General features: G+C 33.0%; 10 protein-coding genes. All 10 read left to right on the plus strand.

From position 1 onward, the window contains the following. The first annotated feature begins 19 nt into the window (after window positions 1-19). Window positions 20-1,432, plus strand: coding sequence for a rhamnulokinase (locus HNR52_RS06960; protein WP_435620095.1), 1,413 nt, complete (start codon window positions 20-22; stop codon window positions 1,430-1,432). Continuing rightward, window positions 1,432-4,101, plus strand: coding sequence for a family 78 glycoside hydrolase catalytic domain (locus HNR52_RS06965; RefSeq protein ID WP_435620096.1), 2,670 nt, complete (start codon window positions 1,432-1,434; stop codon window positions 4,099-4,101). Before HNR52_RS06960 ends, HNR52_RS06965 begins: the two co-directional genes overlap by 1 nt. A gap of 111 nt (window positions 4,102-4,212) precedes the next feature. Continuing rightward, the gene (gene dapA / locus HNR52_RS06970; RefSeq protein WP_435620097.1) at window positions 4,213-5,124 is read left to right on the plus strand and encodes a 4-hydroxy-tetrahydrodipicolinate synthase; all 912 of its coding nucleotides are present in this window, start codon (window positions 4,213-4,215) and stop codon (window positions 5,122-5,124) included. A 52-nt stretch (window positions 5,125-5,176) separates the two neighbouring features. Then, on the plus strand, window positions 5,177-6,067 hold the full coding sequence (locus tag HNR52_RS06975; protein WP_435620098.1) for a dihydrodipicolinate synthase family protein: 891 nt from the start codon (window positions 5,177-5,179) through the stop codon (window positions 6,065-6,067). Window positions 6,068-6,156: 89 nt separating this feature from the next. Next, complete coding sequence (locus tag HNR52_RS06980; RefSeq protein ID WP_435620099.1) at window positions 6,157-7,551, plus strand: ABC transporter substrate-binding protein; 1,395 nt, start codon at window positions 6,157-6,159, stop codon at window positions 7,549-7,551. A 335-nt stretch (window positions 7,552-7,886) separates the two neighbouring features. Next, on the plus strand, window positions 7,887-9,002 hold the full coding sequence (locus HNR52_RS06985; protein WP_435620100.1) for an iron-containing alcohol dehydrogenase family protein: 1,116 nt from the start codon (window positions 7,887-7,889) through the stop codon (window positions 9,000-9,002). 217 nt (window positions 9,003-9,219) lie between these two features. After that, window positions 9,220-10,227, plus strand: a complete 1,008-nt coding sequence (locus tag HNR52_RS06990; protein WP_435620101.1) for a LacI family DNA-binding transcriptional regulator — start codon at window positions 9,220-9,222, stop codon at window positions 10,225-10,227. 53 nt (window positions 10,228-10,280) lie between these two features. Then, entirely contained in the window at window positions 10,281-12,065 is a 1,785-nt protein-coding gene (locus HNR52_RS06995; protein WP_435620102.1) for an L-fucose isomerase, read from the plus strand. A 45-nt stretch (window positions 12,066-12,110) separates the two neighbouring features. Next, window positions 12,111-13,781 (plus strand): ribulokinase, encoded by a 1,671-nt coding sequence (locus HNR52_RS07000; protein WP_435620103.1) that lies wholly within the window; start codon window positions 12,111-12,113, stop codon window positions 13,779-13,781. Window positions 13,782-14,140: 359 nt separating this feature from the next. Beyond that, window positions 14,141-14,878, plus strand: a 738-nt coding sequence (locus tag HNR52_RS07005) for an IS110 family RNA-guided transposase (RefSeq protein ID WP_435620104.1), incomplete at its 3' end; no start/stop codon positions are given.

Consider the following 14,878-nt stretch of genomic DNA (forward strand, 5'->3'; position numbering starts at 1 on the left):
GCTAAAGGATGGTATTTCAATGAAAGATATTGTGTATAATTTAGCTTTCGATTTTGGTGCTTCTAGTGGACGTCTTATGCTATCGAAATTTGCTGGTGAAAAAATCGATATCGAAGAAGTTTATAGATTTCCAAATGAGCCAGTCAAGCTAGGACAATCACTTTATTGGGATTTTTTGAGGCTTTTTCACGAATTAAAAAATGGGTTGAAACTAGTATCAAAAAGAAAAATCAAAATATCTGGCATTGGTATAGATACTTGGGGCGTAGATTATGGTTTGCTTGATAAAAATGATGAATTAATTTCAAATCCTTTTCATTACAGAGATCAGAGAACAAATGGGATAATGAAAAATGTTGAAAAGGTATTGCCATTGGAAGAGATTTATAATATTACTGGTATACAGTTTATGGAATTTAATACAATATTTCAATTGTATTGTGATTTAATGAGACGCCCAGAATTATTGGATAATGCGAAGACATTGTTATTTATTCCAGATTTGTTGAACTTTTATCTGACCAATGAGAAATATAATGAATACACCGTTGCATCAACATCACAGATGCTGGATCCTGAAAAAAGGGATTGGGCGATCGATCTTATAAAAAAGTTAAATATACCGGAAAGCATTTTTCAAAAAATATTGATGCCGGGGAAGATAATTGGCTATCTATCAAAAGAAATTCAAGAAGAAACAGGACTATCTGATATTCCTGTGATTTCAGTTGGAAGCCATGATACGGCATCTGCAGTTGCGGGTACACCAATTGAAAACGGTTCAAGTGCCTATTTGATTTGTGGTACGTGGTCACTATTAGGTGTTGAAAGTGAAAGTCCTATAATAAATGAAAATACAAAAAAGTACAACTTTACAAATGAAGGTGGAGTAGAAGGCTTTATTAGGCTACTTAAAAATATAAATGGCTTGTGGATTATTCAACAATTAAAACAAAGCTGGAATTCAAATGGTATAAAAATAGGATTTCCAGGGATCAGCCAGATGGCATCTAAAGCTGAGCATGAGGAGTTTATAATTAATCCCGATGACAAATTGTTTATAGCTCCCGATGATATGGCTGAAGCAATAAAGCAATATTGTGTAGAAACAGGGCAGGGTTTGCCTCAGGATATTGGTGATATAGCGAGAGCTGCTTACAATGGTATAGTTGAACAATACAAAAATTGCTTAAACAATTTAGAAGACATTATAGGGCGAAAAATAGATACTATCCATATGGTTGGCGGAGGAATACAGGATAAGTTCCTGTGTAAGTTAACTGCGGATGTTACAGGTAAAAAAGTCATAACAGGACCTGTAGAAGCTTCAATCTATGGCAATGTGATAGTTCAATTTATGGCGCTGGGATACATCAAAGATTTAAAAGAGGGAAGAAAGATAATAAAGAATTCTATAGAGGGGGCGTATTAATGTTAAAAATTTCTGATATTACATGCGAATATCAAAAAAATCCAATAGGATTAGGGACTAAAAAACCAAGATTTAGTTGGATGATAGAATCAGATATGTATAACGTAATACAAATGTCATACAGATTACAAGTGTCTTTAGATGAAAAATTTGAAAATATAATATGGGATACAGGTGTTGTGAACTCATCTAAGTCAGTTCATGTTGAATATGATGGTCCTTCATTAAAATCATCTACGAGATATTATTATAGAGTCAGAATAATGGATAATTATGGGCAAGAAAGCATGTGGAGTGAAATTGGTTATTTTGAAACAGCGCTAATGGGTGTTTCAGAATGGAAAGCTAAATTTATAACGCCAGAAAATGAAGACGAGGGGAATTCATCAAAAGGCAAGTATCTGAGGTATGAGTTTGCCTTGAATGGAGAAATAGCTTTTGCACGAATATATGCTACAGCTTTGGGAATGTATGAAATCTATATTAATGGGGAACGTGTAGGAGATGATTTACTCACACCTGGATGGACTAGTTATAAAAAGAGATTACAATATCAAACGTATGACATAACAGATTTGTTGGTAAATGGAGCAAATGCAGTTGGGGCTATTGTTGGAGCCGGATGGTATAAAGGAGATCTTGCAGGATGGATTGGTAGACGCAATGTTTATGGTAGTCGGACAGCTTTATTAGTTCAGATATTAATCCGTTATGCTGATGGTAGAGAGCAAATCATTGTAACTGATGAAACGTGGAAAGCTTCAGATAGTCCAATACTATATTCAGAAATTTATCATGGTGAGATATATGATGCAAGATTGGAACAACCTGGTTGGAGTTTGCCAAATTTCGACGACAATAGTTGGTATGCAGTTGATGTTATAAATTGGGATATGTCTACGCTTATACCACAAGAAGGATTGCCTGTTAGAAGGCAAGAATTTATTAAACCTATTTCAATGATTATAACTCCAAAAGGTGAAAAAGTAATAGATTTTGGCCAAAATTTAGCTGGATGGGCGAAATTTACTGTAAGAGGTAAATGTGGTGATAAAGTAGTTTTAAAGCATGCTGAAGTATTAGATTCAGAAGGCAATTTTTATACTGAAAATCTTCGCAGTGCAAAGCAACGAATAGAATATATTCTTAAAGGGGATGAAGCTGAAACATTTGAGCCACATTTTACATTTCAAGGATTTAGGTATGTAAAAATTGAAGAGTTTCCTGGTGAACCTTCGATTGACGATTTTGAAGCAGTAGTAATTCATTCTGATATGAAACGAATTGGTAAATTTACATGTTCAAATGAACTTTTAAATCAATTGTATCACAATATAGTATGGGGGCTGAAAAGTAATTTTATTGATGTGCCTACTGACTGCCCTCAGCGTGACGAACGCCTTGGATGGACAGGTGATGCTCAGGTATTTATTGAAACGTCATGTTTCATCATGAATACTGCTCCTTTTTTTAGAAAATGGCTGCATGATTTAAAAGTAGATCAACTTCAGAATGGAGGTGTTCCACATGTTGTTCCTGATGTTTTGGGAAATTATATACGGAAAAACAAATTAGCTCATCCAAATTATTCTTCTTCTGGTTGGGGAGATGCTGCAGTAATATGTCCTTGGACAATTTATCAATATTATGATGATGTAAATATTTTAAAAGATCAATATGAAAGTATGAAATCGTGGATTGAGTATATTAGAGCAAATGCCAAAGGTGGTGTTATATGGGATAGTGGTTTTCATTTTGGTGATTGGTTAGCTCTTGATGCAAAAGAGGGTAGTTATTTTGGTGCGACTCCAAATGATTTAGTTGCAACTGCGTTTTATGCGCATTCAACAGAAATACTCGCAAAAACTGCTAAAATACTTGGCAATTTGTCAGACTACGAAGAGTATTTAAATCTACATGATGAAATTGTAAAAGCATTTCGGGATGAGTTTTTTACACCATCAGGTAGATTAGCTGTTAGAACTCAAACTGCGCATGTATTAGTATTAATGTTCAATCTTGTTCCTGACAAATATCGTGCCAGAACTATACAAACATTAATTGATTTAATAAATGAAAATAATGGTCATCTTACTACAGGTTTTCTTGGCACACCGTATATATGCCATGTTCTGAGCAATAATGGCAAGACTAAAGAAGCTTATAGTTTGCTACTTAAAGAAGATTATCCATCATGGCTATATCAAGTTAAAAAAGGGGCTACAACCGTTTGGGAACATTGGGATGGTATAAAACCTGATGGTTCAATGTGGAGTGCTGATATGAATTCATTTAATCATTATGCGTATGGTTCTATCGGCAGCTGGTTCTATCGTGAGACTGCAGGATTGAATGTAGATCCTGAAATACCAGGTTTTAAACATATTATTATAAAACCAAAACCGGGTGGTGATTTGACCTATGCTGAAGCCGAATACTTAAGTGCTTATGGTAGAGTTTTCGCTAGTTGGTCTATTAGAGGGGGTGATATAACTGTTGATGTCGCAATACCACCAAATACAAAAGCTAAAATAATACTGCCACATGCATCAAGTGAAGCTATTGAAACAATAAAGGGTGAAAATGTTCATTTTGAAAATTGTAATGATGATGCTGAAGCTGAAATAGGGTCTGGAACTTATAGGTTTGTTTACCTATATAAAAATTGAAATTTACAATTAAGATAGAAATAAATATACAAAATGATTACTATAAAATAAATTTGTTAGGAAGTAATAAATACTTCACATAAATAAATAGAAAAGAAAGGAGAAAATAAAATGGAAAACAAATTTGGAAGAATCTTATTACCTATTGTTACACCATTTTATGAAAATGAGGAGGTGAATTATGAAGCATTTGAAGAATTAATTAAGTATTTGCTTAAGAATGATTGCTTTGATACATTAATCGTTACAGGAACTACTGGAGAATTTAATACATTAACTTTTGATGAAAGAGTAAAACTTTATAAAACTGCTGTAAAAGTTGTAGGTAATAAAAAACCTATAATAGCAGGTACTGGTTGTGCCTCTACTAAAGAAACTATAGAATTAACAAAAGAAGCAATAGCAGCAGGTATAGAAACATGTATGATAGTGGCTCCGTATTATTGCAAACCTACACAAGAGGCTATTAAAGAACATTATTTAGCAGTAGCGGAAAATTGTGATACGGATATTATAATATACAATATACCTATATTTACAGGGGTAAATATAGAACCTGATACTTTGCGAAGTCTTGCTAAAAACAAAAAATTTATAGGTGTTAAAGATGAAGCGGGAATGAATCCAATCCAAATTACAGATTATTATTATGCAGTAAAAGATATAAATCCTGATTTCTTATTATTTAATGGTGATGATCTTATGCTGATGCCTACTATAGCGCAAGGAGCAGTTGGTATTGTAAGTGGTGGAGCACATCTTGTATCGAAAGAAATAAGAGCAGTATTCGATAAATATTATGAAGGCAAAGTAGAAGAAGCTCTTGAAATTTATAGAAAAATATTCATTCTTTTTAAAGCTAATGGTATAAACAACAGAATACATCCTAATCCAATGTTAAGAGAAGCTATTGAATTAGTTACAGGAATAAAAATTGGAAAACCTAGAAGACCTCTTAATGGTATTACGGAAGAAGAGAGAAAAGTTTTAGTTGATGTGCTGAAAAAATTAGGTTTATTATAAGCGATGTAAAAACATTTATAACTTATTTTTCATAAGGAAAGAGTGATAGAAATTGAAAAATAATAAATTGAGAGGAATTATTGCACCAGTTGTTACACCCTTTGATGCTAATGAAGAATTAAATGAGAAAATTTTTAGAGAGGAGGTAAAATATTTATTAACTACTGGAATTCATGGAATAAGTCCGGGTGGTAGTACGGGTGAAGGATGTGCTATAACAGATGATGAACTTTGCAAAATGACAGAGATTATACAAGAGGAGAATACCAATCAAATTCCTGTTGTAGTGGGTATTATTAGACACTCTACTAAAGCGGCTATTAAAGCTGGTTTAGCAGTTAAAAAAGCTGGTGCAACAGCTTTAATGGTAACACCAATATCTTATTTAGGCGGTACTGATGATAAAGGCAATGTAGAATTTTACAAAAGAGTGTCTGAAGAAACTGAAATGCCCATTATTATATATAATGTTATACCTCAAAATGAAATTAAACCTCATATTTTTGTTAAAATACTAGAAGAATGTCCAAATGTGATAGGAATAAAGCAAAGTGTAGGTGGCATACAGGCAATGTTGGATATGAAATTTGCATGTGGTGATAAAGCTAACATATATTGTGCAACAGATGATATGCTATGTACTGGTTTTGAGCTTGGAGCTGACGGGGCAATTGCAGCAATTTTAACTGTTTTTCCAGAAGAAAGTGTAAGAATATGGGATGCAGTAGCAAGAGGTGATCTTAAAACAGGGAGAGCTTTGCAAGACAAACTTTACCCAATATGGAGCAAAATTAAGGCTGCAAGATTTCCCAGAGGAGTTAAAGAAGCATTAAATATAATTGGAAGGAATGTAGGTATACCTAGGAGCCCTGTTTCTGGATGTACAGAACATGAAGCTAAGGAAATAAAAGAGATTATAGCCTCATACATTAAGTCAGAATAAAAAATTTATAATAATTATTAATGGAAAACTAATGAATATACTGCCATAAAAATTAAATGGTTAGTATATTTTGGAAAGGAGAGTTTTAAATGAAAAATTACAAAAAGATAATTTCAGTTATGTTAATCTGTGTCATTTCTGGATTATTGCTTATAGGGTGTAATTCAAATAACCAAAATCAAAAAGAAGAAAATCAGATTACTTCTAGTTCAGCTAATAAAAAGGTAACAATTGAATTTTGGGCTTTTGGAGGTTTGGGACAAGAACAAGCTCTTTGGAAAAAACTTACATATGAATTTAATCAATCTCAAAACGAAGTTCATGTAAATTTGACTTTGCAAGACTGGGCATCTAGGGAAGAGAAAATGATTACTTCATTTAATAGCGGAGTTGCACCTGATTTAATATCATTGGGGCCCGCAATTGATGAATATAAGAGAATGGGAATAATAACACCTATTGATGATGTATCACCACAACTTGCAGAAAAAGTAAGAAAAGATGTTTTGCCTGATGTAGTAAAAATGGATACAAGAGACGGGAAGTTATGGGCTATTCCATCCTGGGTTGATCTTGCACCTTGGATGCTTTATAATACTGATATTATGAAAAAGGCAGGGTTAGATCCGAATAATCCTCCCAAAACATGGCATGAATTTGAAATAGCAGCACAAAAAATGACGTCAGGTGGTGTGTCTGGATATACATCAAATTTAAGTATTAAGAATCAAGCTGATCCTGCAACTGAATTCATATGGTATCTTTGGCAAGTTGGAGGAAGTATAATGTCGGATGATCAAAAGAAAATAACATTTAATGATCAAGCGGGCTTAAATGCTATTCAATTTTTAGTTGACTTAAATAAAAAGTATAAAACATTTTTACCCAATGCACCTGATATAACATATATGGATAGATTAGAACTATTTTTTGGTGGGAAAATAGCTACCGCGATTGGTTACACTTATTTACCGGGAATTATGAAAGATTTAAATGTTCCTAATAATTTTCACTTTATTTACGCGCCAATGCCAAAACCTGAGCCAAATTTAATTGTGCATCCTGATAAAGTAAAATCTAAATTAATAATTGGAAATGGTGATTTGCATATAATAAGTTCAAGTAAGAAAAAGGATGCTGTTGTAAAATTCCTTACATGGTTAGTAGACAATGATTACTGGCATTATTGGGTTACAGATGTAAAAGCAAGAACTCCAGTAGATATAGCATCATATACTGATCCAAAACTTAGAGCAGAAACAGAAAAAGTATTTCCTAATTTAGTAAAAGAGTATGATGAAAAAACACTTACAGCTGGAGCGTCTCCGAAAGAAACTTATGCTGGAGTTTCTCAAATTGAAAAGACTCTTTCAACTTATGTTACACAAATAGTTGTTGGTAATTTGCCACCTAAACAGGGTCTAGATGAAGCTGCTCAAAAATGTCAACAGTTGTTAGATGAATATAACAATACAAATAAGTAATTAAAAATTGGAGATAGCATTCTTGTTGGTAGGTAATAATAAATTTATATGCCTACCGACAAGAAGTATAAAGATATTGAATATATATGCAAAACAGAAAAAAATAACTTGGGATCTAATTATAAACTAGGAGCATTCCTGAAATGAAAAAATGTAAGATTTGAATTGAAATAAAAAGTACCTCCTCATAAAATACAAGATGACGAGTGTTCATGAATACGATTCTTAAATAACAAGGAGATACCTGATATGAAGTATAACCAAAATGTTAATGAATAAATAGTATTACTATTAATATATATGAGGACTTCTTTGAGGATCAAGAGAATTTGGAAATGAATGAGATTAAAAAGGAAGAAGTGATAATATTGAGAAAGGGAGAACCAATACTTCTTGGAGCAGGACGTTATATACAGGTTCAAAATGCACTTGATTTTATAGGTAAGGAAATTTTAAGATTAGGTAAAAGAGCGTATATAATTGGTGGAAAAACAGCTTTAGAAATATCTTTAGAAAAGATAAGGAAAAGTATTGAAAAAGAAGGAATTAATTATAAGATTAACATTTTTAAAGGTTTTTGCTCAATGAATCAGATAAACTGGTTAAGTGAAGAAGCAAGAAAATTCGATGCTGATGTAATAGTTGGAGTAGGTGGAGGTAAAGCTATTGATACAGCCAAGGCAGTATCTAATCTACTTGATAAAAGAATAATAACTGTACCTACTTCTGCTGCAACGTGTGCAAGCTATGCTGTTCTTAGCGTATTGTATTCTGATGAAGGTAATCCTTTAAATAATATGTATCATAATCATGAAATGGATGCTGTAATTGTAGATACAGAACTAATTACAAAAAGATGTCCTGCAAGAATGTTAGCTTCTGGTATAGGGGATGCAATGGCAAAGTACCCTGAAATATATTATAGTTTGTTTTTTGACCAAAATTGGGAAAAATCAATTCTTTCCGAGATTGCACTAAGAATTGCAAAGCAAAATTGGGATGAATACATGAAAATAGGTAAAAAGGCTGTAGAAGATGTAGAGAAGAAATTAATTACTCCTGAAGTTGAAAATGTAATATGCATGAATATAGCACTAACAGGATTGACATCGTCCTTAGCGAGCGGTGGTAAACAATTAGCAATTGCACATAGTTTTTATGATGCAATTTGTCGTTATTTTAAACAACAACAAACAGAATTTTTACATGGTGAGCTTGTATCTTTAGGTCTTTTAATTCAAATGAAATTTAATGGTTGTTCAGAAGAAGATATTAAAAATTATAAAGAATTTATAAAATCAATTAAACTTCCTACTTCATTAAGTGATATTGGATTAAATACAGATTCGCCAAATATGAATTTGCTGTATAATGGAATAATTGATGATTTGCATATTGTTGATTCTGAATTAATGTTAAACCTAAAAGATTCGATGATTGCTTTAAAATAAAAAGCTATTAGTGTTAAACAGTATTCAAAAAGAAAATTCAGTATCAGAAAGTTATTATAAATCATAGTTAAAAATCTAATATTTTGTAGCGTTAATGTTAATAAAAAAATTTATAAAGTTTTTGTTTTTAAAGAGTTTATTTTTAAAGAAGGAATTTTAAAAATTACGTCGAATTATTAATATATAACAGAAAATGATTTCTATGGAGGCATTTACTTTGGAAAGTGTAACAATAAAGGATGTTGCAAAATATGCACAAGTCTCTATTGCAACTGTATCAAGAGTTTTAAATAATAATTATCCGGTTAGTAAAGAAACAAGAGAAAAAGTTTTAAATGCTATGAAGGACTTAAATTTTAAGCCAAACAGCATAGCAAGAAGTTTAAAAAACAATATAACTCATTTAATTGGTGTAGTTGTGCCGGATATATCTAACCCGTTTTTTATGGACGTGATAAAAGGTATTGATTATGTAGTAAACAAAGAGGATTATAGTTTAATATTATCAAACACAGATGAGAATTTTGAAAAAGAATTAAATGTACTTAAGAGGTTATCGCAAAAGCGGGTTGATGCAATAATTTTATCATCTTCTAATATAGATAATGACTATGTAGACGAGCTGATAAAAGAAAATATCCCTATTGTTTTAGTAGATAGAAAAATAAAGAATACAAAAGCTGATGTTGTTGTAAGTGATAATTATGGTGGCGCTTATACACTAACAAAGTATTTAATAGAAATGGGACATAAGAATATATGTATTGTAAATGGCAATTTAAATGTGAGTACTGGTAGAGAAAGATTTGAAGGGTTTAAAACTGCAATGAGAGATTATAACATAAATATAAAAAATGAATTTATTCTCAATGGCTATTTTGGCTGGGAAAAGGCTTACGAAGAGACAAAAAGACTTATAAACCAAGGTGAAATGCCAACAGCTATATTTGCAGCAAATAATCAGATGGCTGAAGGTGTAATGCTAGCACTTAAAGAAAGCAATTTAGATATACCTGGTGATATTTCGCTTGTTACATTTGAAGAAATTAGAAACCAAAAATTGATTAGACCAAAGCTTACGTGTATTAAACAAAACGCTTTATTAATAGGAGAGAAAGCTGGAGAAATAATTCTAGAAAAATTAAAAAACAAAGATGTAACATCAAAGGAGATAGTCTTTGTATCAGATCTCATTATTAATGATTCTGTTAAAAAAATAAAATAATATATTTTATAACAATAGAAAACAATTACTATAAAATTTAGGAGGAATGGATAATGGCTACACGATTAATAGGCACATTGCCTAAAATAGGCATCCGTCCGATAATTGATGGTCGGAGGAGAGGAATAAGGGAATCACTTGAAGGGCAGACAATGGCTATGGCAAAGGCTGTTGCAGAATTATTAGAGAATAGTGTGAAACATAGTAATGGAGAACCAGTAAAATGTGTCATAGCGGATACAACTATTGGTGGTGTTGCGGAAGCAGCAAAAGCAGCTGAAAAATTTGCAAGAGAAGGAGTAGGGCTAACAATAAGTGTTACACCATCTTGGTGTTATGGGTTTGAAACAATTGATATGGATCCATATATGCCTAAAGCAATATGGGGATTTAATGGGACAGAGAGACCTGGTGCTGTATACCTTGCAGCAGCATTAGCTGCACATAATCAGAAAGGATTACCCGCATTTGGTATATATGGCAGGGATGTAAAAGAAGCAAATGATATGACAATACCTGAAGATGTAAAAGAAAAGCTCATTAGATTTGCTAAAGCTGGTCTCGCGGTTGCTACAATGAGAGGAAAATCTTATCTATCAATAGGCAGTGTTTCTATGGGTATTGCAGGATCTCAAGTTGATCCAGACTTTTTTGAAACATATCTTGGCATGAGAAACGAATATGTCGACATGTCAGAGTTAGTAAGAAGAATGGATGAAGAAATATATGATAAGGAGGAATTTAACAAAGCATTAAAGTGGGTAAAAGAAAATTGCAAAGAGGGAAAAGATAACAATCCAGAACATTTAGTATATTCGAGGGAAGAAAAAGATAGGGTATGGGAAACAGTTGTAAAAATGACATTAATTATGAGAGACCTCATGGTAGGAAATGAAAGACTTGCTGAGTTAGGCTTTGTTGAAGAATCAAATGGTCACAATGCAATAGCAGCAGGTTTCCAAGGACAAAGACAGTGGACAGATCATTTTCCAAATGGAGATTTTTCAGAAGCAATTTTAAATTCTTCATTCGATTGGAATGGAATAAGAGAACCGTATATTTTAGCTACAGAAAATGATAGCTTAAATGGTGTATCAATGCTTTTTGGTCATTTACTTTCAGATAGAGCACAGATATTCGCTGATGTAAGAACATATTGGAGTCCAGAATCAATAAAAAGAGTTACAGGATGGGAACCGACAGGACTTGCTTTAAATGGAGTTATCCATCTTAAAAATTCTGGTTCGGCAGCACTTGATGGAACAGGTGAAATGACAGTTGATGGTAAACCGGCAATGAAGCCATTTTGGGAAATTAATAATGAAGAAGTACAGAAATGCCTTAACGCTACAACTTGGAGACCAGGTTTAAGAGAATATTTCAGGGGTGGCGGTTACTCATCATATTTTACTACAAAAGGTGGTATGCCTGTAACAATGATGAGGCTAAATCTAATAAAAGGTTTGGGACCTGTATTGCAAATTGCTGAGGGTTATTCTGTTGAACTTCCAAAGGATGTACATGATATTCTTGATAACAGAACAGATCCGACGTGGCCGACAACTTGGTTTGCACCAATTCTTACAGGAAAAGGACCATTTAAAGATGTATATTCTGTTATGAATAATTGGGGTGCAAATCATGGAGTACTGAGCTATGGGCATATTGGAGCAGATTTAATAACTTTATCATCAATTCTTAGGATACCTGTTTGCATGCATAATGTTCCAGAAGAAAAAATATTTAGGCCAAGTGCATGGAGCGCTTTTGGTATGGACAAAGAAAGTGCTGACTATAGGGCATGCGAAAACTTTGGACCGCTCTATGGGAAAAAATAAGTTATATAAATCCATACTTGCTTGTTTGTGAAAGGGGGGCATATAGTGGATAAATATGTAATTGGACTTGACTTTGGAACACTGTCTGCTAGGGCATTATTAGTGAATGTAATAAATGGTCAGGAAGTTGCAACTGCTGTAAGTGAGTATAAACATGGTGTTATACAGGATTATTTACCAGGTTCAAACACAAAACTTGAGGATGATTGGGCACTGCAAGATCCTAATGATTACTTAGAGGCTATATATGAGATAATTCCAAAAGTAATAAGAGAAGGACATGTTAAATCAGAAGATATAATTGGAATAGGAATAGATTTCACATCATGTACTATCCTTCCTATTGACAAAAATGGTGACCCATTATGCAATAAAAAAGAATTTAGGCATGACCCTCATAGTTGGGTAAAATTATGGAAACACCACGCAGCTCAGTATGAGGCAGATAAACTGAATAAAATAGCCGAAAAAAGGAATGAACCGTTTTTAAATTTATATGGTGGTAAAATATCATCTGAATGGCTTATTCCAAAAGTGATGCAAATAGTCGATGAAAGCCCGAAAATATACGATGCAGCTTATACTTTTATTGAAGCCGGTGATTGGATTGTATTTAAATTGACTGGTGTATTAAATAGAAATTGTTGTGCTGCTGGATTTAAAGCTATGTGGAACGATAGGCTCGGATTTCCTTCGAATGAATTTTTAAAGGAGTTAAATCCAATTCTTGAGAATTTCATTGGATTAAAAATAAAAGGTGACGTTGTTCCAATAGGTGCGAGAGCAGGTTTTTTGACAAAAGAAATGGCAAATAAATTAGGTTTAACAGAAAATACTGCTGTTGCAGTTGCATCAGTTGATGCGCATGTAGCATTTCCGGCAGTTGGTGCGAGTAAAAAGGGTGATATGGTTTTAATAATTGGTACATCGACATGTAATATAACAATATCAGATAAAGAAGTATTAGTACCAGGGATTTCAGGAGTTGTGAAAGATAGTGTAATACCTGGTTATTACGGTTATGAGGCTGGTCAGCCAGCAGTAGGTGATATCTTTGATTGGTATGTGAAAAATTGCGTTCCATATAACTATTATGTAGAAGCTCAAAGGAAGAATTTGGATATATTTGACTATTTAAATGAAAAAGCATCAAAACTAAAACCCGGAGATTCTGGATTGATTTGTTTAGATTGGTTTAATGGCAATAGGTCGACATTAGTTGATGCTAATTTATCTGGACTAATTTTAGGTCTGACATTGTCAACAAAACCCGAAGAAATATATAGAAGTTTGATTGAAGCAACTGCATTTGGACAAAAAATAATAATTGATACTTTCAATGAATATGGCGTTACAATTGATAATCTCTATGCATGTGGTGGTATAGCTGTGAAAAATTCATTATTGATGCAAATTTATGCAGATGTACTAGGAATCAATATAAAAGTATCTTCATCAGACCAAGCAGTTGCTTTAGGGTCAGCAATACTTGGAGCAGTTGCGGCAGGAAGTAAAAATGGTGGATATGACAGTATTGAAGAAGCATCAGAATTTATGTCAGCACCCTTTATGAAAGAATATGTGCCGAACAAAGAATATACAGAGATGTATATGGATATTTTTGAAGAATATAGAAAACTCTATAATTATTTTGGTAAAACCAATGGCGTAATGAAAAAATTAAAAAAGTTAACTATAGGTGAGAAAATTCACTGACATAAATTAGCACAATAAACTAATTTGAAAAAAATTAAATTTTAGCTAAAATAAATTTTAGCTAAAATAAAAATTAAATTTTAGCTAAAATAAATTTTAGCTAAAATAAACATCATGCTTTGACAGCATCACGATAAACGAAAACTATCACGTTAGACAGCAGTAATCGTGATATAATTAGATTATACGGCACAGAGACCGAGTTTTATTTGGGATTTTCAAACCCGTAAAATAAACTGATCGGGCTTCCTTTTTGTACCACCATCTGTCCAGAACAAAATGTTCAAAAGGACGCATAGTAAAATAAGGAAATATAAGGGAGCCACGCCGTAAAATCTTCCTTTATGAGGTGAAAGGTTATGGATAGATTATACGAGCGTTGTTGTGGGATTGATGTACACAAAAAAATGATAGTTGCTTGCTTTAAACGTGGCAATGATCAGGAAATCCGTGAGTACGGAACAACAACAGCAGAATTAAGAGAACTCACTGCATGGCTACTTAATGAAAAGTGTGAAATGATAGCTATGGAAAGCACTGCTTCTTATTGGAAACCATTATACAACATATTCGAGCTTTCCGGATTAGATGCTATAGTAGTAAATGCAAGAGACATGAAAGCTGTTCCTGGACGGAAAACAGATGTAAAAGACGCAGAATGGATTGCAGATCTTCTCCAGCATGGTTTGCTCAAGGCTAGCTATGTTCCTGATAGAGAGCAAAGAGAATTGCGTGAAGCATCTCGCTATCGCAAAAGCCTAATTGAGGAACGAGCACGTGAATTGAATCGACTGCAAAAAATGTTAGAAGGAGCTAATATCAAATTATCTAGCTTTACTTCCGATATCAATGGCAAAAGCTCCAGGAGAATATTAAATGCTCTTTTAGAAGGCAAGAAATTAGATGAAGAACAACTTCAAGAATTGCTTCACGGTTCAATGCATAAAAAAATTCCTGAAATTATGAAAGCAGTGGATGGTGTACTTACTCCCCTTCAGAAACAATTAATTAAAAATATCATTGACCATATAGATGATATGAGTAGACGTATAGAAGATATGGATAAACTAATTTCGAATTACTTGGACAAATATCAA

The organism is Thermoanaerobacterium thermosulfurigenes, from assembly GCF_051201035.1.
GTDB classification, from domain to species: Bacteria; Bacillota; Thermoanaerobacteria; order Thermoanaerobacterales; family Thermoanaerobacteraceae; genus Thermoanaerobacterium; species Thermoanaerobacterium thermosulfurigenes.